We start from the raw sequence: 23,206 nt of genomic DNA on the forward strand, positions 1-23,206 counted from the left end.
CTGGGGGCAGCAGGGAAAGCAAGCAAGGTGCCGACGAGAATGTTGATCTGGTAAACGGCGGCACCGAAGATGGTGGGCAGCATGAGCAGGCCGACGCGCCGCATGGCCGGGTGCCAGAGCCCCGATCGGCGCCAGAACGTCACCCCATGCCGCACCAAAAACGGCAGCTGCAGGGCCAATTGCAGCACGCCGCCGATCAAAACCCCGCCGGCCAGCCCGAGAACCCGCACCGTCGCCGAGTCCGAGAAGTGCGAAACGAGAAAAATCGCGCCGATCATGGCCAGGTTGAGCAGCACCGGCGCCACCGCGGGCGCCGTGAAGTGGCCCAGGACGTTCAGGATCCCCATGCTCAGGGCCACCAGTCCGACGAAAATCACGTACGGGAACATCAGGCGCGTCAAGGTCACCGTCAGGGCCATCTTCTCCGGGAGCTGGGCAAAGCCCGGCGCGACCATGTGGATGATCCACGGAGCGGCGGCCACGCCGAGCAGGGCCACGCCGACCAGAATGATCAAGGCCAGCTTCATGGAGCTGACCGCCAGGCGGAGACCTTCCGCAGGGCCGCTCTTGACCATCGTGGCGGTAAATACCGGAACAAAGGCGATACTCAGCGATCCCTCGCCAAACAGCCGGCGCAACAAGTTGGGCAATCGGAAGGCGGCGATAAAGGCGTCCGCCGCCATGTCCGCCCCGAAGAAAGAAGCCACCACCATGTCGCGCAGGTAGCCGAAAATCCGGCTGAGCAGGGTGGCGGCGCCAACAATGCCGGCCGCCCGGGTGACCTTGCGGCGCTCAATGCCGCGCTGTTTGACCGGATCCACGCCCATTCAATATCGTCCCTATAAATGCACAAAAGACCTTGACTTAGCCGGACTTTTTGGCTATCAGGAAGTTTTGTATTTTCCCTATTAATTTCCGAAAGGAGCAATCGAAGGTGGCAAACCACAAATCAGCATTGAAGCGCGCCGGCCAGAATACCCGGCGGCGGTTGCGGAACAAAGCCGTTCTTACCCGAGTAAAAAACGCGATCAAGGATGTACGCCTCGCCGTTGCCGAGAATGCGGAAGACCGCGATATGCGGCTTAACGCAGCCAAATCCGATATCGACAAAGCCGCGAAAAAAGGCGTTCTGCACAAAAAGACCGCCGCTCGAAAAATTTCCCGTCTGGCAAAACTGGCCAACACCCAGCAGGCCTGATTTTTCTCGCCGGCAAGCGTTTCGACGAAACGGCAGCATTTTCATGCTGCCGTCCGTTTTTCGTCGTCTTGTATTCAAGCCGCCTCTCAAAAATTGTCCGTCAACAGGCTATAGGCAGACTCGGCCAGTTTCCTGGAAACCTCGGCAATGGCTTCGGATTTATTTTGATCCGTTGCCGCTTTGCTTCCACTGGCGACGGTATAGGCCTGACGTTCGGACAGGTTCCCCGAAGCCCAAAGGGTCCTGCCGTCGGTCGTCGAGACCAGGCGGAGTGACAATACGGCCGTGACCCGCCGTTCAATCGCATTGGAGATAGTGGAGCGGGAGATATTCTCGACGGAAATGCTGACGATCGTTCCGCTCAGGATGGCATCGGCCGACGCCCGACTCTTGGCCAGCGCCGATTTCCGGTTACGTATGAACTCGTAGATCAGGTTGTTGGTAAAACGGCTCTCCACACCGATTTCCGACGTGCGGTTCTCCAGCATGGGAATGAAAATCCGCGTCGCCCCACCCGGGAAGCTCCCGCTGCCGGCGAAATGATAACCGCAGGCGGTGACCAGTACCAGCGTTGCGGCCAACAGGATCGGTTTCCATCTGCTTTTCATCGCTAACGCCCCCAGACGCCCGGGGATTCGCCCCGCCGTTTACTTAACGTTCTATTTTCATACCACAATATTGACCAACTTATTCTTAACCGCAATCACCTTCTTGATCGGCTTGCCGGCAATGAACGATCCGATGCGTTCGTCGGCCAGGGCGGCTTGTTTCAGCGTCTCCGCATCGGCATCCAGGGCGGCGCTGAAACGGCTGCGCAACTTACCGTTAACCTGGATCACCACCTCGATCTCGTCCTTGACGGTGGCGGCCTCATCAAAGGTCGGCCACGCGCTGAGCAGGGCCGGCGCGTCATGGCCCATGGTTTCCCACAGTTCGTCACAAAAATGCGGCACGAGGGGGGAGAGCAGCAGCACCGTGGTCTCCAGGGCAAATCCCAGGGTCGCCAGTTCGGCTTGGCCCAGATCCGCTTCGTCGTCGACCGTCTGCATGGTGTTGACCAGTTCCATGACGGCGCTGATCACCGTGTTGAAGTGAAACCGTTCCTCGATGTCCAGGGTGACGCGTTTGATGGTCTCGTGGGTTTTACGGAAGATTTCCTTGAAGATGCCATCCAACGCCTGGGCCGGGTCCGCCGGTGGGGCAACATCCTTGACCCGCGGAATCCATCGATCGGCCAAACGCCAGACACGCTGCAGAAAACGGTAGCTGCCGTCCACGCCCTGCTCGCTCCACTCCAGATCGCGCTCGGGAGGCGCGGCAAACAGACAGAACAGCCGGGTGGTGTCGGCACCGTACTGATCGAGCAGGACATTGGGTCGATGACGTTTTTCTTCGATTTGGACATCTTCTCGACCCTGCCGACGGTCACCGCCTGGCCGCATTGGCTGCAGGTCCGCCGCCCGCCCTCGCCGTCGACCACCTGCTCGGGGAAAAGGAAGCCGTGCTCGGGGCAGGCCGTGGTCTCCTTGCAGACCATTCCCTGGGTCAACAGGCGGGTGAAGGGTTCCTTGAACGTGACCAGCCCCAGCGTTTCGAGGACACGGGTGAAGTAGCGCGAATACAAGAGGTGCAGGATGGCATGCTCCACCCCGCCGATATATTGATCCACCGGCATCCAATAGGCCACGGCTTCCGTGTCGAACATGCCGGTTTCACAGCGCGGACTGCAGTAGCGCTCAAAATACCAGGAGGATTCCACGAAGGTATCCATGGTGTCGGTCTCCCGGCGGGCATCCTCGCGGCCGCATTTCGGGCAACGTGTTTTGGCGAATTGCGCCAGGCCGGGCAGGGGCGATCGGCCGCCGTCCAGAAGATCGGCATCTTCGGGCAGAAGGATGGGCAGGTCCGTCTCGGGAACGGGCACGATGCCGCAGTCGGGACAGTGAATCATGGGGATCGGCGCTCCCCAATAGCGCTGCCGGGAGATGCCCCAGTCGCGCAGCCGGAAGCTGATGGTCTTCTTGCCGAGGTTGTTCCTATCCAGATGGTCGGTGATGGCCTCAAGGGCCTCGCGGTTGGGCATGCCGTTGAAATCGCCGGAGTTGACCATGGTGCCATCGGCGGTGTAGGCTGCCTCCATGGTGGCACCATCCAGGGTCTCATCCGGAGGGCTGACCACGACGATGACGGGCAGGTCGTACTTGCGGGCAAAATCGAAATCGCGCTGGTCGTGGGCCGGTACCGACATGACCGCACCGGTGCCATAGGCCATCAGGCGAAGTTCGCCGTGTACACCGGCATGCGCCGGCCGTTCATGGGATTGATGCAGTAGGCGCCGGTAAAGACGCCTTCCTTTTCATAGGATTCGATGGCCTTGGAGGAACGGTCCTGCAGGGAGATGCGTTCGATGAAGGCGGCCACCGCATCGGCCTGGTCGGTTCCGGCGGCAAGCGTCGGCACCAGGGGATGCTCCGGGGCCAGACACATGAAGGTGGCGCCGAACACCGTATCCGGCCGTGTGGTGAACACGCTGATCACCGCGTCACTGTTTTCCACGGCAAACCGGATCTCGGCGCCCACGCTTTTGCCGATCCAGTTGCGCTGCATGGTGGTGACCTTCTCGGGCCATCCGGGCAGAAGATCGCAGTGCACCAAGAGATCCTCGGCGAAGTCGGTGATCTTGAAGAACCACTGCCACAATTTTTTCTGACGGACCGGTTTGCCGCAACGCCAACACATGCCGGCCTCGACCTGCTCATTGGCCAGCACGGTCTGGCAGGGCTCGCACCAGTTGACGTAGGACTCCTTGCGATAGGCCATCCCCCGCTCGGCCATCTGGAGAAACAACCACTGCTCCCAGCGGTAGTATTCCGGCCGGCAGGTGGCCAGCTCGCGGTCCCAGTCGTAGGAAAAGCCCATGCGCTTGAGTTGGGCGCGCATGGTGGCGATGTTTTCGTAGGTCCATTTGGCCGGATGGGTCCGGTTGGCGATGGCGGCGTTTTCCGCCGGCATGCCGAAGGCGTCCCAGCCCATGGGATGCAGGACGTTGAATCCGCGCATGCGCTTGTAGCGAGCCACCACATCCCCGATGGTATAATTTCTCACATGCCCCATGTGGATCTTACCGGACGGATAGGGAAACATTTCGAGCAAGTAGTATTTTTCGCGCGCCGGCGTTTCTTCCACCTTGAACAACTGGGCATCTTCCCAGCGTTTCTGCCATTTGGCCTCGATTGCCTGGGGTTGGTAGCGTGAATCCATGAATCTTCCTATCTTCTTGCGAACATTGTCGATTTTGCTGGTTTCAAGAGTCCTCGTCATGCCACAAAGCCCACTAAAGATCAAGTACCGTTATGGAAGGTCGATCCGGATGATCGATCCGGCCAGCCGGGTGGACGGACGGCTGGCCTCACCGTGCGCGCTGGCAGCCGCGGAAGGGTTCCGGCGGTTTTTTTGACGCCCCCCAGAATTCCGTTGACTTGCTCATAACAATTCATTATTCAAGGAAATTTAATAACCATAACCCGTGAAAGGAAACAAACCGAGACCGAATGACCAGTAAAATCCTCATTAATGCCGTCGACCCCGAAGAAGTCCGCTTGGCCATCGTCAAGGAGAGTCGTCTGGAAGAGTTTCACATCGAGAGTTCAACACGCGAGATCCTGCACAGTAGCATTTACAAGGGCGTCATCACCCGCATCGAACCCAGTCTGCAGGCGGTTTTCGTGGACTTTGGCGCCGACCGGCACGGCTTCTTGCAAAAGCAGGAGATCCACAGCGACTATTTTCAGGATCCGCCCTCGGCAGGCAACAGCATCCAAAATCTCGTCCGGCGCGGTCAGGAGTTGGTGGTGCAAGTCACCAAGGACCCCATCATGAAGAAGGGGGCCATGCTGACGACCTTCATCAGCTTGCCCGGCCGCTACGCCGTGCTCATGCCGGGGAGCAACAGCCGCGGAATCTCCCGCAAGATCGAGGACGAGGACGAACGCAAGCGGCTCAAGGAAATCGTCGAAAAACTCAATCTGCCCGAAGGCTTCGGCATCATCATCCGCACCGCCGGCATGGGCATCACCAAGACCTTGTTAGCCAAGGATGTCCAGTATTTGCTGCGGTTGTGGAACAGCATCACCGAACTGGCCGTCAACGCCCAGGCCCCCTCGGCGCTCTATAAGGACCGCAACCTGGCCGTCCGTTCCATTCGCGACCACTTCAATCCGGATGTCAAGGAGATTCTGATCGACGACGAGGCGGTCTACCAGGAGGTCAAAAACTTCGTCAAAATCATTTCGCCCAAGCAGATCGGCATCGTCAAACTGCACAAATCCGGCAAGCCCATTTTTACCCGTTTTCAGCTGGAAGATCAGATTGCCACGATTTTCAACAACCGGGTCACGCTGAAATCCGGTGGATCGGTGGTACTCGAGCGCACCGAGGCGTTGGTAGCCATCGATGTCAACTCCGGCAAGGGCACTCAGAAAAAAAATATCGAAGAGACCGCCCTGATGACCAATCTGGAAGCCGCCGCCGAAATCGCCCGGCAGTTGCGCATTCGCGATCTGGGTGGGTTGATCGTGATCGATTTCATCGACATGCGCGAGCAAAAGCACCGCAATCAGGTGGAAAAGGTTCTGCGCGCCGCCATGAAGGAGGACCGCGCCAGGGTCAAGATCGGAAAAATTTCCAAATTCGGTCTTCTGGAACTCTCCCGCCAGCGGTTGCGGCCCTCCATCGATTTTGGCAGCATGCAGACCTGCCCCCATTGCGGCGGCAAGGGTCAGGTGCCCTCGGCGGAATCCCTGGGTTTGAGCTTTCTGCGCAAACTCAAGCTCGATACCTTGAAGGAGGATATCCGCCAGGTGACCGCCCGGCTGCCCGCCCCGGTGGCCAATTACCTGCTGAACCGCAAGCGCCGGGAGCTGCTCGAACTGGAAACCAAACGGGCCGTCGTGATCACCATCATCGCCCAGGAAGACCTGATCCCCGGCCAGATGGAGGTCACCATCGATAAAAAAAGCAAATGCACCGAAAATCCGCCCGTCGCGGAGGAAACCGCCTGAACGACCTCGTGAGGCCCCATCGGGCAAGAACCATTGACGGAGCGGGTGATTTGCAGTATATCAGCGCCACTTTTACGATTGCCAGACGAACCCATCATCGTCGGTTGTTACGGCCGGCAAAGGCTTGAAATACCTAAGAGGAGGTTTTGTACCGATGAATATCGCTTATGCCATGGGACAGGGTGCCGCCGGCCAGGGCGCATCAGGAGGATTCGCATCGTTCATTCCGCTGATTCTCATGTTCGTGATCTTCTATTTCCTGTTGATCCGCCCGCAGCAGAAAAAAACAAAGGAACACCGGCAGATGATCGACAGCCTGAAAACCGGCGACCGGATTGTCACCGCCGGGGGCCTGCACGGCCGGATCACCGGTGTTTCTGAAGCCATCCTGACCGTTGAGATCGCCGAAAAGGTGCGTGTCAAGGTCAACCGGGGCAGCGTTTCCGCCCTGGCCCAGACCGGCGGTGCTCCCCAGGCGACGCCCAAAAAAGACAAAAAGGCCGACAACGGTAACGCCTGAATTCCAATCGTTTTCTCCCCTCAAAGCCCCATTGCCACCGGAATGTTGACCCGCTGCAAATCGCAGGCCCGTATTGTCACCGGCACCCGGGTATAACGGCAGATGGGGCTTTGGCGTGTTGATCTTGAAAGGAAACAACGTTGAAGAATCTTTCGTGGAAACTCATCCTGATCGCCGCGGTGATCCTCGCCGCCGTGATTTATGTGATTCCGACCCTGCGGCCCGGTATCTGGCCCCACAAGAAAATCAACCTGGGCCTCGACCTCCAGGGCGGCATGCACCTGGTCCTTGAAGTGCAGACCGACAAAGCCGTCGAAAACACCGTCGAACGACTGGCCCAGGACATGCGCGACATGCTCAGGGAAGAACGGATTCGAACCCTCTCCTTCGAGCGATTGGACAATCTCAAAATCGCGGTCAAGGTTCCCGACGAAGCCAATATCGCCAAATTTGATGAACTGCTGGACAAGGATTTCCGCGAGCTGCGCATCGTCGACCGCACGGTCAAGGACAATGTGCTGAATATCGTCCTGGATCTGCCTGAAAAGGAGATCGAGCATATTCGTCAGATGGCGGTGGCCCAGGCCCTGGAAACCATCCGCAACCGCATTGACCAATTCGGTGTCAGCGAGCCGGACATCCGCATCCAGGGTCAGCAACGCATCCTGGTTCAACTTCCCGGTGTCAATAACACCGAGCGTGCCAAGGATCTGATCGGCAAGACGGCGCTGCTTGAGTTCAAACTGGTCGATGACACCCACGACATCCAGTCGGCCCTGGCCGGCAACGTCCCCCCCGGAGAGGAAATCCTCTACGAAGTCAGGGAGGACAAAACCACCCATCGCGTCCAAAAAACCCCACTGCTGGTGAAAAAACGCGCTGCCCTGACCGGTGCCTACCTGACCGATGCCAGCGTCAAGATCGGCAGCCAGTACAACGACCCCTACGTTTCGATCACCTTTGACAAAAAAGGGGCCCGCCTCTTCGAGCGCGTCACCGGCGAAAACGTGAAGAAACGCCTGGCCATCGTGCTGGACGGGACGATCTACTCGGCGCCCGTGATCCAGGATCGCATCGCCGGTGGCGAGGCCAGCATCACCGGCAGCTTTACCGCCGATGAAGCCCGCGACCTGGCCATCGTGCTGCGCGCCGGCGCCCTGCCCGCACCGGTCAAGATCCTGGAAGAGCGCACCGTCGGGCCGTCCCTGGGAACCGACTCCATCCGCATGGGCCTGCTCTCCATGGTCGTCGGCGGCATCCTGGTGGTACTTTTCATGGCCGTTTACTACAAGATTTCAGGCTGGTGGCAGACTTCGCCCTGGTGCTGAATATCCTGCTCATCGCCGCCGGCCTGGCAGCCTTCGGGGCGACCCTGACCATGCCCGGCATCGCCGGCATCATCCTGACGATCGGCATGGCAGTCGATGCCAATGTATTGATTTTCGAGAGAATACGCGAAGAAATGACGCTTGGCAAAACGCCTCGGGCCGCTGTTGAAGCCGGATACGCGCGCGCGACCCTGACCATCCTGGATGCCAACGTGACCACCCTGATCGCCGCTTTGGTGCTCTTCCAGTTCGGCACGGGCCCGATCAAGGGGTTTGCCGTCACCCTGAGTCTCGGCGTGGTCGCCAGCATGTTCACCGCCCTGGTGCTCACGCGCTCCATTTTTGACTATTTTTTGATCAACCGGAGAGTGCGCACCATCAGCATCTGAAAGCCGGGTGCCACCGGGCCTAACCCCCATTGAGGAACCGATTCATGCAGTTTATCAAACCGGACATCAACGTCGATTTTATCGGAAAACGCAAAATCGCCTTCACTTTCTCCCTTTTGATGATCCTCGCCAGTATCGTCAGCCTGATCATGCACGGGGGACCGCGTTATGGGATTGATTTCGCCGGCGGCACCTTGATCCAGGTGAAATTCGCTGCGCCGGTTACCGTCAATCAAATCAAGGCGGGTTTGAAAAACCTGGACATGTCCGCATCGGCAGTTCAGCAGTTCGGCCACGCGGCCGACCATGAATACCTGATCCGCACCGACGCGGCCACCATGACCATGGACAATTTGTCCACCAAGATCGAAACCGATCTAAAAGCCTCCACCGGCGTTGCCGCCGAAACCCGCCGGGTGGAGATGGTCGGCCCGCAGGTCGGCAAGGACCTGCGCGAAAAGGCCCTTTTTGCCATGTTCTACGCCCTGCTTTTCATCACGGTCTACATTTCCGGTCGATTCGAGATGAAATGGGGGAAAAGCGCTGTCGTGGCCGGTGCCATCATGGGGGCGGTTTACCTGCTTTCCCTGTTCAACGTGCCGATCCCTTACCTCATGCTGGCGGCCTTGATCGTTTCCCTGATCGTTTTCTGGTTTTTCGAATTCAAGTACGCCATGGGCGCCATCGTGGCCCTGATCCATGACGTCACCATCACCGTGGGCTTCTTTTCGATTTTCGGCAAGGAGTTCACCCTGCCCATCATCGCGGCGCTGCTCACCATCATCGGTTACTCCCTGAACGATACGATCATCGTCTTTGACCGGATTCGCGAGAACCTGCGCAAATACCACAAAGAGACGATGGCAACGATCCTGAATAAAAGCGTGAATGAAACCCTCAGCCGAACGATCCTGACGTCGGGAACCACCTTGCTCGTGGTCGCCGCTTTGTTCGTTCTGGGAGGGGGCATCATCCATGACTTCTCTTTCGCGCTGTTGGTCGGCGTGGCGGTCGGAACCTATTCATCCATTTATGTCGCCAGTCCGATCCTGCTGGCCTGGCAGAACCGGAGAAAATAGATGCTGGATCTGCGGCCCTGGTTCGCCCTGAAAAGCGTACCCGGTGTCGGCAATCTGATCTTCCGACGGCTGGTGGAGCACTTCGGGTCGCCGCAGGCGGTCCTGAATGCCGACAAGACATCCATTGAGGCGATTCAGGGTGTCTCCCCCCGCGTGGCCGCCGCCATCGTCCACCAACGAAAGACGGCCCCGGCGGATGACCGTATCGATCGCCAGCTGGAATCGCTGCACCTTAAAGGGTACCGGCTCGTCACCCTGACGGAGGCGGGGTACCCGCCGCTATTGCGGCAGATCCCGGATCCGCCGCCGTTTCTCTATGTTTACGGCGCGTTGCCGGAAGCGTGGCTCAATATCGCCGTGGTTGGCTCACGCAACGCCACGGAATATGGGGCGACAACGACCCGGCGTCTGGTCGCGGACCTGGCCCGGCAAAAACGTCACCATCGTCAGCGGCATGGCCCGCGGGATCGACACCGTCGCCCATCAGGCGGCGATTGCCGCCGGCGGTGTGACCGTGGCGGTTCTGGGAACCGGTCTGGACTGTATTTACCCCCGGGAAAACACCCGCTTGTTCCACCAGATGGCCGAGCATGGCGCCGTGGTAAGCGAATTTTTACCCAACAGCGGCCCGGAGGCCCATCACTTTCCGGCCCGTAACCGGATTATCAGCGGGATGAGCCACGGCGTCTTGGTGGTGGAAGCCACGGGTCGCAGCGGCTCCCTGATCACCGCGCGCCTGGCCGCCGAACAGAACCGGGAGGTCTTTGCCGTGCCCGGCAATGTCAACTCGTTCAAAAGCGTTGGCACCCACAACCTGATCAAACAGGGCGCCAAGCTGGTGGTCCACGCCGGGGACATTCTGGAAGAATTCGAGGGCGGTCAATTTCCGGGCGCACCCAAGGGTGCGCCGGCGGCAGAGGTTCCCATGCCGCCGTTGACGAACGCGGAAGCCATGGTTATCGGTAGGCTCGACGTCGAACCCGTGCATATCGACGATCTGGTCCGCCAGCTGGGCATCCCTGCCGGGCGCCTTGCCGGCCTGTTGCTTCAGTTGGAGCTCAAAGGGCTGGTCCACCAGTCTGCGGGAAAATGCTTCAGCCTGGTCCCCGGCGTCGCTCCACAACGATTGACCCAACGCAAATGCAACCATGAGGTAACCAGTGAGTAAACCCCTGGTGGTCGTAGAATCACCCACAAAGGTCAGAACCATCAAAAAATATCTGGGCAACGACTACAATGTCGCCGCCACCGTCGGGCATATCAAGGATCTGCCCAGTAAAGACCTGGGCATCGATATCGAAAAGGATTTCACGCCCCACTACCGGACCATCCCGGGCAAGACCAAGATCCTCAACCAGCTCAAATCCGCGGCCGGCGACAGCATGGACATTTACCTGGCCCCCGACCCGGACCGCGAGGGCGAGGCCATCGCCTGGCACACGGCCGAGGTGCTCAAGAAGAAGGGCCGCCGGTTCCATCGGGTCCTCTTCCACGAATTGACCAAAAGGGCCATTCTCGAATCCATGCAGGCCGCCCAGGACCTGGATCGCAACAAGTACGAAGCCCAGCAGGCCCGCCGCATCCTGGACCGTCTGGTGGGTTACCAGATTTCGCCGCTCTTGTGGCGCAAGGTCAAAGGCGGACTCAGTGCCGGCCGCGTGCAATCCGTGGCCGTGCGCATCATCTGCGATCGTGAACGGGCCATCCAGATCTTCGAACCGGTCGAATACTGGTCGATCACGGCCAACCTGAAAGGCGAGAGCCCGCCGCCCTTCGCCGCCAAGCTGGTGCGCAAGGGAAGCAAAAAATCAAGATCTCCGACGAGGCCACCGCCAAGGCGATCCTCAGGGATCTGGAGGCCGCCGCCTTCGTGGTCGACAAGATCGTCAAACGCACCACCAAGCGCAATCCCCTGCCGCCCTTCATCACCAGCAAACTGCAGCAGGAAGCGATCCGCAAGCTGCGTTTCTCCGCCAAAAAAACCATGATGGTGGCCCAGCAGCTGTACGAGGGCATCGATCTCGGTCCGGGTGAACCCGTCGGTCTGATCACCTACATGCGAACCGACTCCACGCGCATCGCCGACGAGGCCGCCCAGGAAGCCCTGACCCTGATCGCCGAGCAGTTCGGCCAGGACTATTCCAATGGCCAGCCGCGTTTTTTCAAAAACAAGAACAAGGCTCAGGATGCCCACGAGGCCATCCGACCCACATCGGTCTACCATACCCCGGAAAAGGTGAAACCCTACCTTTCCAAGGACCAGCTGGCCCTGTACACGATGATCTGGCAGCGCTTCGTGGCGTCTCAGATGGCCCAGGCCCTGATCGATCAGAAGACGCTTTCCATCGCCGCCGCCGGCTACATTTTCACCGCCAGCGGCTCCTCGGTCAAATTTCCCGGGTTCCTGGCCGTCTACCAGAGTGCCGACGACGAAGCCGAACGCAACAAGGGCAGCCAGCCGCTGCCCGAGCTTGCGCAAGGGGCCCCCTTGACCTGCCTGGGCATCGAGCCCAAACAGCATTTCACCCAACCGCCGCCGCGCTTTTCCGAAGCCTCGCTGGTCAAGGAACTGGAGGAGAACGGCATCGGCCGGCCCAGCACCTATGCCGCGATTCTTTCCACGATCAGGGACAAGGGATACGTGGAACTGCTCAAGGGCTACTTTCACCCCACGGAGCTGGGCTTCATCGTCAACGATCTGCTCATCACCAGCTTTCCCGAAATCCTGGATGTGGAATTCACCGCGCGCCTGGAAAACGACCTGGACCGCGTCGAGCAGGCCGAAGTGGAATCCCTGGCACTGCTCAAGCAATTTTACGGTCCCTTCAGCCGGAAACTGGACGAGGCCGGGGAAGGCATGCTCAGCGTCAAGGGCGTCGGACTGCCCACCGGCTTGACCTGCCCCTTGTGCAAAAAGCATGAACTGCACATCAAAATGGGCAAAAACGGACATTTTCTGGCCTGTTCGGGATACCCGGAATGCACTTATTCCAGCGATTACACGCGGGATGAAAAAGGCACGGTCTCGCCCGTCGCCCCAGTGCAAAGCGAGCCCACGGACAAGGTCTGTGAAAAATGCGGCAAACCCATGGTGATCAAACGCGGCCGGTATGGCGACTTTCTGGCCTGCAGCGGCTACCCGGCCTGCAAGCATACCCAATCGCTCAATGGCGCGGGAAGTTCCAAGAGTACGGGGGTGCCCTGTCCGGAACCGGGTTGCGACGGCGAGATCGTGGAGAAATCCTCCAAGCGGGGCAAAATTTTTACGGCTGCAACCGCTATCCGGAATGCAGCTTCGCCAGTTGGGACAAACCCGTGGCGATCCCCTGCCCGGTCTGCGGCAGCCCATACCTGCTCGAGAAAACCACCAAACGGGACGGCACCCAATACGTCTGTCCCAACCGGGAGTGCGGCTACCGGCAACCGGCCGGAGACACCGGCGGGTCGTCTCCGGCGAAAACCCCTTGACCCATCGAACCGACAACCCCTCCCTTGAAGCCTATAGGTGAAGCGTGACAAACCGTTCCCACATCGGTACGCTCAGTGCCGAGATGAACCTTGACGCGCCGCGGATCGAGGCCGTGGCGCACCTGCTCGAAGACGGGGCCACCGTGCCCTTTATCGCCCGCTATCGCAAGGAAGCCACCGGCAGCCTGGACGAGGTGGCCGTGGCCACGATCCGCGACCGGCTGACCCAGCTGCAGGAGCTGGACAGTCGCCGGGAGACGATCCTCGCCTCCCTGGAGCAGCACGGCCACCTGACCGACGACCTCAAGGACCAGGTCCTGGCCGCGGCAACGCTGACCGAACTGGAGGACATCTACCTGCCCTACCGGCCCAAACGGCGCACGCGGGCCACGATTGCCCGCGAAAAAGGCCTGGAGCCGCTGGCCCTGGCCCTTCTCGCCCAGGCCGAAGACGATCCGGCAGCCCTGGCGGCCGATTACGTGGATCCGGAAAAAGGCGTCGACACCCCGGAGGACGCCCTGGCCGGTGCCCGGGACATTATCGCCGAAACCATCAACGAGGATCAGCCGACCCGATCGCAGGTACGCGACCTCTACTTCGCCGAGGCGCAGATCCGCAGTCAGGTAATCACCGGCAAGGAGGCCGAGGGCGCCAAATACAAAGACTACTTCGACTGGTCGGAACCGGTGGCCACGGCTCCCTCCCACCGCATACTGGCCATGCGCCGCGGTGAGAAAGAAGAGATTCTCAGCCTATCCATCGCCCCGGCGCCCGAACCGGCCATCGCCATCCTCGAGGATTTGTTCGTCAAGGGCGGCAACGCGGCCGCCGAACAGGTTCGTTTGGCGGCTCACGATGCCTACAAGCGTCTCTTGTCCCGCAGCATGGAAACCGAGGTGCGCGTGGCCCTCAAGGAACGCGCCGACGCCGAGGCCATCCGCGTCTTCGCCGACAACCTGCGTCAGCTGCTTCTGGCATCCCCCCTGGGCGCCAAACGGGTCATGGGCATCGATCCGGGCTACCGCACCGGCTGCAAACTGGTCTGCCTGGATCGCCAGGGTAAGCTGCTGCACTATGAAACGATCTTCCCCCACGGATCGGAGCACCAGGCCGAGGCGGCCGCCCAAACGGTCCAGACCCTCTCCCGCCAGTTCGCCATCGAGGCCGTGGCCGTGGGCAACGGCACCGCCGGGCGGGAAACCCAGACCTTTGTCGAGAAAAGCATCGATGCCAAGACCTGCCGGTCATCATGGTCAACGAAAGCGGGGCCTCGATCTACTCGGCCTCGGAGATCGCCCGCCAGGAATTCCCCGACCATGATCTGACCGTGCGCGGGGCCGTCTCCATCGGCCGGCGTCTGATGGACCCGCTCTCCGAGCTGGTCAAGATCGATCCCAAATCCATCGGCGTGGGTCAGTATCAGCACGACGTGGACCCCTTCGCCCTGAAGAAATCCCTGGACGACGTGGTGGTCAGCTGCGTGAACGGCGTGGGCGTGGAGGTCAATCAGGCCAGCGTCCAGTTGCTCACCTATGTATCCGGCCTGGGCCCCCAGCTGGCCAAGAACATCGTGGCCTACCGGGACGAGAACGGTGCTTTTTCAAGCCGTGAGGCCCTCAAGGCGGTCAAACGTCTGGGGCCCAAGGCCTTCGAGCAGTGCGCCGGCTTTCTGCGCATTAAAAGCGGCGAGAACCCGCTGGATGCCAGCGCGGTACATCCGGAGCGCTACGCCCTGGTTCAGGCCATGGCCGATGACCTGGGATGCCAGGTGGCCGACCTGATCAAGGAAGCCGGTCTGCGTAGGCGCATCGACCTCAAGCGCTACGTGACCGACAGCGTGGGCCTGCCGACCCTGACCGACATTGTCGACGAGTTGGCCAAACCCGGTCGCGATCCGCGCGAGCCCTTCGAGCATTTTGCCTTCGACGCGGGCGTCGCCGCCATCCAGGATCTGCAGTCGGGAATGAACCTGCCCGGCATCGTCACCAACGTGACCAACTTCGGCGCCTTCGTGGATGTGGGCGTGCACCAGGACGGTCTGGTGCATATCAGCGAGCTGAGCGACCAGTTCGTCAAGAACCCGGCGGACGTGGTCAATGTCCAACAGAAGGTGCGTGTCACCGTGCTGGCGGTGGACCTTCCGCGCAAGCGCATCTCCCTGTCCATGCGCAGCCAGCCGGGGCAAAAGACGGCCGCCGCCGCGCAGCCGGCGAAGGGTCAACACCCGGCCAAACCCCGTGCCGGCAAGCGGCCACCCAAAGGCCAAGCGACCAAACCGGCCGGTCCCCAGCCCTTCAACAACCCCTTTGCCGAAGCCTTTCGCAAAGCCGGCAAACGCTGAATGGAGAAATAAATGATCGCCGTCGTCCAGCGGGTCACCCAAAGCAGTGTGCAGGTGGATGCAGCCGTGGTGGGCACCATCGGGCCGGGGCTCAATGTGCTCTTGGGGGTTGCCCAGGGAGATACGGCGGCCGACGTCGACTACCTGGCGGCCAAGGTGGCCAACCTGCGTATCTTCGAGGATGCCGCGGGCAAGATGAACCGCTCGTTGATCGATACCGGCGGCCAGATGCTGGTGGTCTCCCAGTTCACCCTGTTGGGAGACTGTCGCAAGGGTCGCCGCCCGTCCTTCGTGAATGCCGCCGAACCGACCCTGGCCCGCCAGCTCTACCACGACTTCGCCGACCGGGTGCGGACCCTGGGCATCGACGTCCAAACCGGCCGCTTCGGCGCCATGATGCAGGTCAGCATCGAAAACGACGGTCCGGTGACCCTGATTGTCCACAGCCGCTGACTTTCTCCGCCCCTGAACTGCCAATTTGCCCGATTGGCAACCTCGCTTAAAGTTTTCGTCAGGTGATCCGATATGATACGCATCCTTGAATGACGATCACCCTGTTTCGGAAAACCGTCTTTTCCCCGGCCGGGTGGCGAAAACACCATAGTGAGTGTCCATGCCTCAGGAAAAACCAGATACACCCGCATCCATTTCCGGCCCCGGTAAAATCATCGCCGTCGGCGGTGCCAAGGGCGGCATCGGAAAAAGCCTTTTTGTGGCCAACCTCGGCGTACTGCTCTCCCAGATGGGCAAGCGCATCGTTCTGGTGGACCTGGATCTGGGCGGCAGCAATCTGCACCTCTACATGGGCGTATGGAGCCTCACTTCCCGCATCGACGATTTTCTCGACAAAAACGTCGAGAACATCCACGACATCCTGACCCCCACCAAATACGGCCCCCTTCTGATCGGCGGCGGGGGCGGCAAATTGGGGGCGGCCAACATTCATTATTCACGCAAACAGAAGCTGCTCAAGGCGATCAAAACCATCGACGCCGATTACGTGATCCTGGATCTTGGCGGCGATACCACCTACAACATTCTCGATTTCTACCTCTCTGCGGACCAGGGATTTGTGCTGACCACCTGTGATCCGGCCTCCTACCTGGATGCCTATGGGTTCATCAAGACATCCCTGTATCGCAAGCTCACCCGTCTGTTCAGCCCGGAATCAAGCTACTATAACCACCGTGACGGACTGGTGGACCAGTTGATCAAAGATCACATTTTCACCAACACCGCCGACAATGGCAACCGCATCGACGCCCTGCTGGATGCGTTGGTCCAGGAAAAACCGGTTTACCATGGCATCATCAAGGGATTGCTTGACAATTTCCGGCCGGGTGTGGTGGTCACCATGGTCGAGAAGGAGGACCAGGCCGTTGATCTGATCACACGGCTGCGCAAGGTCTCCGGCAAGATACTCTCGGTGGAGCTGAACCACTTCGGCTGTGTCCCCTTTGAAAAATCCATCCAGCAAAGTGCCAAGGAGTTGGTCCCCAGCGTGGCCAAGGCGCCTGATGGCACCTTTGCCAAAGCCCTCCGGCGGATTGCCCTGAAAATGGAGATGGCCTGAAGGCCCTGAGTCGAGTTCAAAACGCCCCCCCGGACGCAATCATTCACCGTCTTTACAAGGCCGCCCCGCAGAATTTGCAGTGGCGTGCGTCTGCATCGTGGCCTTCGGCGCTGCACACCGGGCAGGCCTGGGTCGATACCCGCGGGTTGAAGGTGTGGGCCATTTCCACGGTGACGATGCCGGTGGGCACGGCAATGATACCGTAACCGAGAATCATGACGATGGATGAGAGGGCCTGGCCGAGGCCGGTACGCGGCGCAATGTCGCCGTAGCCCACGGTGGTCAGGGTCACGATGGCCCAGTAGATGCTGCGGGGAATACTGGTGAAGCCGTTGGCCTCGCCCTCGATCACATACATCAGGGAGCCGAAGATCACCACCAGGGTCAGCACCGTGGTGAGAAAAACGGCGATCTTGCGGCTGGAGGCTTTGAGCGCCCGCATGAGCAGTCGGGCCTCGCCGAGGTAGGGCACCAGTTTGAGAATCCGGAAGATCCGCAGAATGCGCAGGATGCGGATCACCAACAGGTAATGGCTGCCCGGCAGAACCAGGCTCAGATAAGTGGGCACGATCGCCAAAAGATCGACCACGCCGTAAAAACTGACCGCGTACTTCAGGGGTCGCTCGACACAGGTCAGGCGCAGCAGATACTCGACCGTGAACAGCAGCGTGAAGCACCATTCAATGCCGCCGAAGAGCCGGCCGTGGGCCATGCGCAAGGCACCGACACTGTCCAGCATCACCGCCACGACGCTGATCAGGATGCTGAGGATTAACAGAACATCAAAGGCCTTGCCCGCCGGCGTGTCGGCCTCGAAAATCACCTCGTGAAGCGTCGTCCGCCAGCCGGCCCGGGCGCGGGCGGCGGTGTTGGTCGCCTCGGTCGGAGCGCTCATGTCCATCCCCCCATCCGGATTCAGGATTCTTGGCGATGCCGCCCATAGAGGTCTTCCAGACGGGTGATGTCGTCCTCGCCGATGTAGGCACCGGTCTGCACCTCGACCACTTCCAGGGGAATCTTGCCGGGATTCTCCAGACGGTGGGCAGTGCCGGCCGAGATGTACGTCGAGCTGTCTTCCTTGAGCACGAACTGCTCGTCACCGCTGGTCACCAGGGCGGTACCGCGCACGACGGTCCAATGCTCGGAGCGGTTGTAGTGACGCTGCAGGGAAAGCGCCCCGTTGGGATTGACCGTGAGCCGGTTCACCTGAAAACGGTTTCCCGAAACCAACTGGTCCACCGTTCCCCAGGGTCGGTAAACGCGTTTGTGGGTGCGGGTTTCCTCACGGTTTCGGGCCTTCAGGCGGTCCACCAGCCCCTTGACGTCCTGAACGCGATCACGCGGCGAAATCATCACCGCATCGCTGGTCTCGACGACAATGTGATCCTTGAGTCCCACGGCGGCGATCAGGCGGCTCTCGGCATGCAGGTACGAATCGCTCACGTCGTGCAGAACCACATCGCCCTTGACCACATTCTTCGATTCGTCCTTCGTGCCCACCTGCCAGAGCGCTTCCCAGGACCCGAGGTCGTTCCAGCCGGCGGCCATGGGCACCATGGCGCCGTTATCGGTCCGCTCCATCACCGCGTAATCGATGGAGTCGCTGGGGCTCTTGGAAAAGGCGGCCCGATCCAGGCGAAAGAAATCCAGGTCGGCCGTGCCACTTTCGATGGCCGCGCGGCAGGCGCTGACAATATCGGGCACGAAGGTTTCAAGGGCGGAAAGGGCCTGGGCGGCGGAAAACATGAACATGCCGCTGTTCCAGCAATAGGCTTTGGAATCCACGTAGCGGCGGGCTGTCTCCAGATCGGGCTTCTCCACGAAGCATCGATGGCCACGGCCGCCCCATCGTCGCTTAACGGCGGGCCCATCTTGATGTAGCCGTAACCGGTCTCCGGTGCCCGGGGAACGATGCCGAAGGTGATCAGCCGGCCGGCCAAGGCCTGCCGGTAGCCTGTGGTCAGGGCCTGTTGGAACTTGTCGGTGGCCTGGATATGGTGATCCGCCGGCAGCACCAGCAGCACCGGATCGTCCCCTTGTCGCATGGCCCACAATGCCGCCACGGCCAGGCCGGTGCGGTGTTGCGGCCCACCGGTTCGAGGATGATGGCGCCGGCACGCACGTTGATCTGGCGCAGTTGTTCGGCCACCATGAAGCGGTACTCGTCATTGCAGATCACGATGGGTCGATCATGTCGGGCAGCCCCTCCAGGCGACCGAGGGTGTTCTGCAGCATGGTCTGTTGGTCCACCAGGTTGATCAGCTGTTTGGGATACAGGGCCCGCGAGAGGGGCCAGAGCCGGGTGCCGCTGCCGCCGGCAAGAATGACCGGGAGAATCGGGTTTGTTGGTTTGATTAGTTCCATGGGTTGATTTGGTTTTGTTGGTTAAATAAGTTGAGTTCTTGGAATTCCCTTCAGCCTACAGCCTACATTCCTATGCACCTATCGACCTACCCCATTTCCTTGCGCAACAAATCCAGGGCCGCCATGGCAAAGACCTTCTTGTTCATCAACCGCTTGCCGAAGGAAAAGGTCAACCGCCGTCCCCAGGCGCCTTTGGGGCCGGCGAAGCCGATACACACGGTGCCCACCGGTTTTTCATCGCTGCCGCCATCCGGCCCGGCAATCCCCGAGGTGGCTAACCCGTATGTGGCACCGGCCACCCGGCGGGCACCGACGGCCATCTCTTGGGCGGTCTCTTCACTCACGGCGCCAAAACGGTCGATGGTCTCCGGATTGACACCCAAAACGGCGATCTTGGCCTGATTGCTGTAAGTCACGCCGGAGAAGAGAAAATAGGTGGAACTGCCGGCCACGTTGGTCAGCCAGTTGGCAATCAGGCCGCCGGTGCAGCTCTCGGCCAGGGCCAGGGTGGCCGATTGCGCCTGCAGCCGTCGCCCCACCACCGTCTCCATGGATTCACCGTTGTCGGAAATCACATGGCTGCCCAAACGCTCGATGGCCCACCGGCCGGCGTCCCGGAGACGTTGGTCCAGCCGCGCGGCGTCATTGTCGCGGCCATAGAGCTTGATCTGAATCTGGGGGAAGTTGGCCCGAAGGCCCAGGGTGATGCCGGGAAAGGCCGCTTCCACGCCCTCCATTTTCTCACCGGCCAATGATTCGGGCAAGCCAAAGGTGGTGATGGTCTTTACCCGGCTGTGCAGGGCCGCGGCCCCCTGCAGCCGGAGCAGCTCGGGAATCACCTGCTCAACCAACATGCGCTTCATCTCATAGGGCACCCCCGGGAGAAAAAAGAAGCGGCAGCGCTCGATAGTGAGGAAAAATCCCGGGGCCGTGCCCACGGCATTGGGCAAAACCCCGCAGCCGGAAGGCAGCAAGGCCTGCTTGCGGTTGGAAGGCGACATGGGCCGGTTAAAGGTTTTGAAAAAGCTTTCCACATTTTTCCAGGCGATTTCATTTGAACATCGGTTCCACGCCCGCGGCGCGCGCCGCGGCTTCGGCGGAGCGGTCGTCCACCGTGGGCCCGAGTCCGCCGGTGACCACGGCCACGTCCGCCCGCCGTCCGATTTCGATCAGGGTGGCCGTCAGCGTTTCCAGGTGATCCCCCACGCTGGTATGACGCACCACCGCGATGCCGTTGGCCTCCAATTGGTCAGCAACAAACGCCGAATTGCTGTCCACCAGGCGCCGGAGCGGATCTCGTCGCCGGTTGCCAGAATTTCTGCCTTCATCAGCCCGTTTTCCCGAAGGGGTTGGATATTTATCGCGAAATTTCAAGAGTTGACCATAATCGCAGGCCCATTACGTGTCAATGCCATAGGTAAGGGGAAACCATGTAAATCGTTTCATAGTCAAACTCACCTTTATTACCCATCCGCCACCCCAAGGCGATTCAAAAAAGCGCGACAATCGGTTCGACGTCAACAATATAAACTATAATTACAAATAGTTATTTTAGTACTGAGCAAGCCGAAGCATCATAGGCATCAATCCTGCTAAACAATGATCCTTTCGATGAACGCGTAACCGGCCCTGCCGGTGATCCTCCATCGATTACCGTGCTGAAATCAGGAAGCGATCAATGCTCAAGCAAATGCCGCAGGCGCAGCTACTCCCAAAAGACCGGACCTTCCAGCAACTTTTGGTCCCCTATCTCTGCCCTTATTTCCTCTTCGTGGCCTTATCCAGCTCCCCACCGGATGGCTCGGGTCGACCCCGACGCAGATCGTGAAACTATTCGCCACCGCAACGCTGATGGCGGCCGGCTGGCGGACCTACCGCTTCGGCCGGCTGACGGCCGAGCATGTCGGTGTTTCCATCCTGGCCCTTCCGCTGGCCCTGGGCGCCTGGCTGGGCCCGCTTTTCCTGGTCAAGGCGGCCGGAATGATGCCGCTGGGTGAACCGGTGACGGGCGATGATGTTCACAACACGCTCTATTTCGGGTTGCGCCTGTTCAACTCGGCGATCCTGGTGGCCATTTTCGAGGAACTGTTCATGCGCGTCTTCGTGATGCAATGGTTTTATCAAGCCGGCCGTCAGCGGCAAGCGAAAGGCCTTTTAGGGTCACTGATCGATACCCTCGACCAGCGACCGGCAGCCGAATTGAAGACGCTTCCGCTGAGTGTCTTCTCCGTTATCGGTACCACCCTCGTCTTCACCGCCGGGCACCCCATCTACGCGTATCCGGCGGCCGTCGCCTACTTCCTCTTCACCACCTGGCTGTACAAAAAACCGGCAGCCTTTGGGTGTTAATCCTAATCCATGGATTGACGAACCTGCCATCGGGCTATTGGTCCGATATGGCGGGATGCATTGGCTCTGGTGACCGTCGTTACCTCAGGCCCGATATCACCGATACCGCGATTCGCCATTTACAGGAGGGTTCAAACGCATCTATAGTGCGATCAAACAACACCGCACCCGTCAAGCCCTCACGCAACCGTTCGTTCCCGTTTCTGCATTTGCCGTGGAATCCACCCACTGACGCGCACCCAACAATGCGTCACGCACAATTCGCCCGAAGGGAGGATAACAATGACCATCGACACCAATGAACCGTCCATCACCCCAACAGAAATTCTCAATCTGCCGGATCCGGCATTCACCCCCCAACCATGTCTGCCTCGTCACCGGATGCGCCACCGGTATCGGCCGGGCCACGGCCATCGCTGCGGCCGCCAACGGGCTGACGACCGTCGGCCTGGACATCAACGTTGCCGAAAGCCAGAAAACACAGGCACTTGCCGCTGAAATGGGCGGCCGGATGATCTTTATTGAAACCGATCTGTCCCGCGACAGCGACATCGAAACCGCCGTGGCCGAAGCCGCCGGGTACGGCTCGATCCGCTACCTGGCCAACATCGCCGGCCTCCAGCACATCGACGCCATCGAGAATTTCCCCATGGAGAAGTACGATCTCATGCAGCGCATCATGGTCCGGGCGCCGTTTTTGCTCAGCAAACAGGTCATTCCGCATATGCGAAAAAATGCGGACGGCATGGGTGCCATCGGCAACATGGCTTCAGTGCACGGCCATATCTGCACACTGAACAAGCCGGCCTACAACATCGCCAAATTCGGTCTGCGCGCCCTGAGTCAGTCCATCTCGGCCGAAGGCGAGGGAAAGATCCGCGGGTTTACCGTTAGCACCGGATTCGTCAAAACGCCCTTGGCCTTGGGCCAGATTCCCGACCAGGCTCGCCAGCGCGGCATCAGCGAAGAAGCCGTGGTGCGCGATGTGATGATGGGCCATTCACGAATAAAAGAGATGATGAGCCCCGTCGAGGTGGCGAATCTGTTCGTGTTCGGGTTTTCGCGTTTCGCCAATTACCTGGTCGGCGGTGATCTGCTATTCGATGGCGGAATGGTTCTGACCTACTGACCCCTGAAGGAACAACATCGCAAATACGATCGCTCTGTAACCGGCCGACCCTGTACTTGCCACATCCTCAGTGTCTGTGTTAGATCAATGGGTCGATATTGATGACACACAACGAAGCCAACCTTGGCGATCGACATCAGATGCCGCGAACCCGCGTATTGCATATTTGAGGAAAAACGAAATGAGCGATCCGGTCTACATCATCGGGCTCGACCTGGGAACCACCAACAGTATCGTGGCCTTTACCGAAGCGGACGTCGCCGATGTTGAATCGGCAGCAATCCGCGTCCTGGAGATTCCCCAATTGGTCGATGCCGGCGTGGTCGAAGCAAATCCGGCCCTACCTTCTTTTGTGCTGATCACCGACGGCCTGAACACGGCGCCCGAGGCGCTGGCCCTGCCCTGGAA

20 protein-coding genes and 7 pseudogenes are annotated in these 23,206 nt (G+C 60.0%); 18 read left to right on the forward strand and 9 right to left on the reverse strand.

Features of this window, described 5'->3' with window-relative positions; all coding sequences use genetic code 11:
* The coding region (locus JCM12296_RS20170) for a lipid II flippase MurJ (RefSeq protein WP_281492086.1) at positions 1-827 on the reverse strand (827 nt) is incomplete at its 3' end.
* A 107-nt stretch (positions 828-934) separates the two neighbouring features.
* Between JCM12296_RS20170 and rpsT the strand changes: the two genes are divergently transcribed.
* The gene (rpsT, locus tag JCM12296_RS20175) at positions 935-1,198 is read left to right on the forward strand and encodes a 30S ribosomal protein S20 (protein ID WP_054697232.1); all 264 of its coding nucleotides are present in this window, start codon (positions 935-937) and stop codon (positions 1,196-1,198) included.
* Positions 1,199-1,284: 86 nt separating this feature from the next.
* Here the strand turns inward: rpsT and lptE are convergent, their stop codons facing one another.
* On the reverse strand, positions 1,285-1,806 hold the full coding sequence (lptE, locus tag JCM12296_RS20180) for an LPS assembly lipoprotein LptE (protein WP_054697234.1): 522 nt from the start codon (positions 1,804-1,806) through the stop codon (positions 1,285-1,287).
* A gap of 57 nt (positions 1,807-1,863) precedes the next feature.
* A pseudogene (gene leuS, locus JCM12296_RS50670) lies at positions 1,864-4,459 on the reverse strand (leucine--tRNA ligase).
* A 290-nt stretch (positions 4,460-4,749) separates the two neighbouring features.
* On the opposite strand from leuS, the gene JCM12296_RS20190 reads away from it, so the two are divergent.
* From JCM12296_RS20190 to JCM12296_RS20230, 14 genes and pseudogenes are all read left to right on the forward strand, one after another.
* A complete protein-coding gene (locus tag JCM12296_RS20190) occupies positions 4,750-6,258 on the forward strand; it encodes an Rne/Rng family ribonuclease (RefSeq protein ID WP_054697236.1) in 1,509 nt (502 codons plus the stop codon).
* 154 nt (positions 6,259-6,412) lie between these two features.
* Positions 6,413-6,778: a preprotein translocase subunit YajC gene (gene yajC, locus JCM12296_RS20195; protein ID WP_054697239.1), complete on the forward strand. Its 366-nt coding sequence runs from the start codon at positions 6,413-6,415 to the stop codon at positions 6,776-6,778.
* A gap of 140 nt (positions 6,779-6,918) precedes the next feature.
* On the forward strand, positions 6,919-8,106 hold the full coding sequence (gene secD / locus JCM12296_RS20200) for a protein translocase subunit SecD (protein ID WP_306304102.1): 1,188 nt from the start codon (positions 6,919-6,921) through the stop codon (positions 8,104-8,106).
* Positions 8,082-8,495 (forward strand): MMPL family transporter, encoded by a 414-nt coding sequence (locus JCM12296_RS49360; protein ID WP_306304103.1) that lies wholly within the window; start codon positions 8,082-8,084, stop codon positions 8,493-8,495. The genes secD and JCM12296_RS49360 overlap by 25 nt, the downstream gene beginning before the upstream one ends.
* Positions 8,496-8,539: 44 nt before the next feature.
* Positions 8,540-9,574 (forward strand): protein translocase subunit SecF, encoded by a 1,035-nt coding sequence (gene secF, locus JCM12296_RS20205; RefSeq protein ID WP_054697242.1) that lies wholly within the window; start codon positions 8,540-8,542, stop codon positions 9,572-9,574.
* Positions 9,575-9,940: pseudogene (locus JCM12296_RS47840) on the forward strand (helix-hairpin-helix domain-containing protein); the annotation flags it as partial.
* Between the two features lie 19 nt (positions 9,941-9,959).
* Positions 9,960-10,742: a DNA-processing protein DprA gene (gene dprA, locus JCM12296_RS47845; RefSeq protein WP_281492087.1), complete on the forward strand. Its 783-nt coding sequence runs from the start codon at positions 9,960-9,962 to the stop codon at positions 10,740-10,742.
* A gap of 7 nt (positions 10,743-10,749) precedes the next feature.
* Positions 10,750-11,283: pseudogene (locus tag JCM12296_RS49365) on the forward strand (toprim domain-containing protein); the annotation flags it as partial.
* A 131-nt stretch (positions 11,284-11,414) separates the two neighbouring features.
* Entirely contained in the window at positions 11,415-13,070 is a 1,656-nt protein-coding gene (locus JCM12296_RS49370) for a DNA topoisomerase (protein WP_422698950.1), read from the forward strand.
* A gap of 55 nt (positions 13,071-13,125) precedes the next feature.
* Positions 13,126-13,260: pseudogene (locus JCM12296_RS51505) on the forward strand (Tex-like N-terminal domain-containing protein); the annotation flags it as partial.
* Between the two features lie 261 nt (positions 13,261-13,521).
* Positions 13,522-14,660: pseudogene (locus JCM12296_RS51510) on the forward strand (helix-hairpin-helix domain-containing protein); the annotation flags it as partial.
* Between the two features lie 126 nt (positions 14,661-14,786).
* Positions 14,787-15,383 carry a S1 RNA-binding domain-containing protein gene (locus JCM12296_RS51515; protein WP_340147873.1) on the forward strand — a complete coding sequence of 199 codons (597 nt, stop codon included), beginning with the start codon at positions 14,787-14,789 and terminating at the stop codon, positions 15,381-15,383.
* Positions 15,384-15,395: 12 nt separating this feature from the next.
* Positions 15,396-15,836 (forward strand): D-aminoacyl-tRNA deacylase, encoded by a 441-nt coding sequence (gene dtd, locus JCM12296_RS20225; RefSeq protein ID WP_054697245.1) that lies wholly within the window; start codon positions 15,396-15,398, stop codon positions 15,834-15,836.
* 160 nt (positions 15,837-15,996) lie between these two features.
* The gene (locus JCM12296_RS20230; RefSeq protein ID WP_054697249.1) at positions 15,997-16,956 is read left to right on the forward strand and encodes a nucleotide-binding protein; all 960 of its coding nucleotides are present in this window, start codon (positions 15,997-15,999) and stop codon (positions 16,954-16,956) included.
* Between the two features lie 52 nt (positions 16,957-17,008).
* On the opposite strand, the gene JCM12296_RS20235 is transcribed toward JCM12296_RS20230, so the two are convergent.
* The 6 genes and pseudogenes from JCM12296_RS20235 to JCM12296_RS45080 form a co-directional block, all read right to left on the reverse strand.
* Positions 17,009-17,851 (reverse strand): ion transporter, encoded by an 843-nt coding sequence (locus JCM12296_RS20235; RefSeq protein ID WP_083456342.1) that lies wholly within the window; start codon positions 17,849-17,851, stop codon positions 17,009-17,011.
* A 20-nt stretch (positions 17,852-17,871) separates the two neighbouring features.
* The gene (locus JCM12296_RS49855; protein WP_340147871.1) at positions 17,872-18,777 is read right to left on the reverse strand and encodes a mannose-1-phosphate guanylyltransferase/mannose-6-phosphate isomerase; all 906 of its coding nucleotides are present in this window, start codon (positions 18,775-18,777) and stop codon (positions 17,872-17,874) included.
* A gap of 104 nt (positions 18,778-18,881) precedes the next feature.
* Positions 18,882-19,001 (reverse strand): annotated as a pseudogene (locus JCM12296_RS49860) (hypothetical protein); the annotation flags it as partial.
* A gap of 130 nt (positions 19,002-19,131) precedes the next feature.
* Positions 19,132-19,320, reverse strand: a complete 189-nt coding sequence (locus tag JCM12296_RS49865; RefSeq protein WP_340147872.1) for a sugar phosphate nucleotidyltransferase — start codon at positions 19,318-19,320, stop codon at positions 19,132-19,134.
* Between the two features lie 86 nt (positions 19,321-19,406).
* The gene (locus tag JCM12296_RS20245) at positions 19,407-20,354 is read right to left on the reverse strand and encodes a nicotinamide-nucleotide amidohydrolase family protein (protein WP_246804615.1); all 948 of its coding nucleotides are present in this window, start codon (positions 20,352-20,354) and stop codon (positions 19,407-19,409) included.
* A 16-nt stretch (positions 20,355-20,370) separates the two neighbouring features.
* Positions 20,371-20,598, reverse strand: a complete 228-nt coding sequence (locus tag JCM12296_RS45080; protein ID WP_246804617.1) for a molybdopterin-binding protein — start codon at positions 20,596-20,598, stop codon at positions 20,371-20,373.
* Between the two features lie 546 nt (positions 20,599-21,144).
* On the opposite strand from JCM12296_RS45080, the gene JCM12296_RS20250 reads away from it, so the two are divergent.
* The 3 genes and pseudogenes from JCM12296_RS20250 to JCM12296_RS20260 all read left to right on the forward strand — a co-directional run.
* Positions 21,145-21,669, forward strand: a complete 525-nt coding sequence (locus JCM12296_RS20250) for a CPBP family intramembrane metalloprotease (protein WP_054697252.1) — start codon at positions 21,145-21,147, stop codon at positions 21,667-21,669.
* Between the two features lie 298 nt (positions 21,670-21,967).
* Positions 21,968-22,798, forward strand: a complete 831-nt coding sequence (locus JCM12296_RS20255) for an SDR family oxidoreductase (protein WP_083456341.1) — start codon at positions 21,968-21,970, stop codon at positions 22,796-22,798.
* A 181-nt stretch (positions 22,799-22,979) separates the two neighbouring features.
* Positions 22,980-23,206 (forward strand): annotated as a pseudogene (locus tag JCM12296_RS20260) (Hsp70 family protein); the annotation flags it as partial.

The sequence above is a fragment of the Desulfosarcina cetonica JCM 12296 genome (genome assembly GCF_001311845.1).
GTDB classification, from domain to species: Bacteria; Desulfobacterota; Desulfobacteria; order Desulfobacterales; family Desulfosarcinaceae; genus Desulfosarcina; species Desulfosarcina cetonica.

Bases quoted from the DNA above. Each gene is read 5' to 3' on its own strand.
- JCM12296_RS20255 (WP_083456341.1), top strand. From the start codon at position 21,968: ATGAACCGTCCATCACCCCAACAGAAATTCTCAATCTGCCGGATCCGG.
- JCM12296_RS20230 (WP_054697249.1), top strand. From the start codon at position 15,997: ATGCCTCAGGAAAAACCAGATACACCCGCATCCATTTCCGGCCCCGGT.
- JCM12296_RS20190 (WP_054697236.1), top strand. From the start codon at position 4,750: ATGACCAGTAAAATCCTCATTAATGCCGTCGACCCCGAAGAAGTCCGC.
- JCM12296_RS20235 (WP_083456342.1), bottom strand. From the start codon at position 17,851: ATGAGCGCTCCGACCGAGGCGACCAACACCGCCGCCCGCGCCCGGGCC.
- dprA (WP_281492087.1), top strand. From the start codon at position 9,960: ATGGGGCGACAACGACCCGGCGTCTGGTCGCGGACCTGGCCCGGCAAA.
- JCM12296_RS49865 (WP_340147872.1), bottom strand. From the start codon at position 19,320: ATGGAACTAATCAAACCAACAAACCCGATTCTCCCGGTCATTCTTGCC.
- yajC (WP_054697239.1), top strand. From the start codon at position 6,413: ATGAATATCGCTTATGCCATGGGACAGGGTGCCGCCGGCCAGGGCGCA.
- secF (WP_054697242.1), top strand. From the start codon at position 8,540: ATGCAGTTTATCAAACCGGACATCAACGTCGATTTTATCGGAAAACGC.
- dtd (WP_054697245.1), top strand. From the start codon at position 15,396: ATGATCGCCGTCGTCCAGCGGGTCACCCAAAGCAGTGTGCAGGTGGAT.
- lptE (WP_054697234.1), bottom strand. From the start codon at position 1,806: ATGAAAAGCAGATGGAAACCGATCCTGTTGGCCGCAACGCTGGTACTG.
- JCM12296_RS51515 (WP_340147873.1), top strand. From the start codon at position 14,787: ATGGCCGATGACCTGGGATGCCAGGTGGCCGACCTGATCAAGGAAGCC.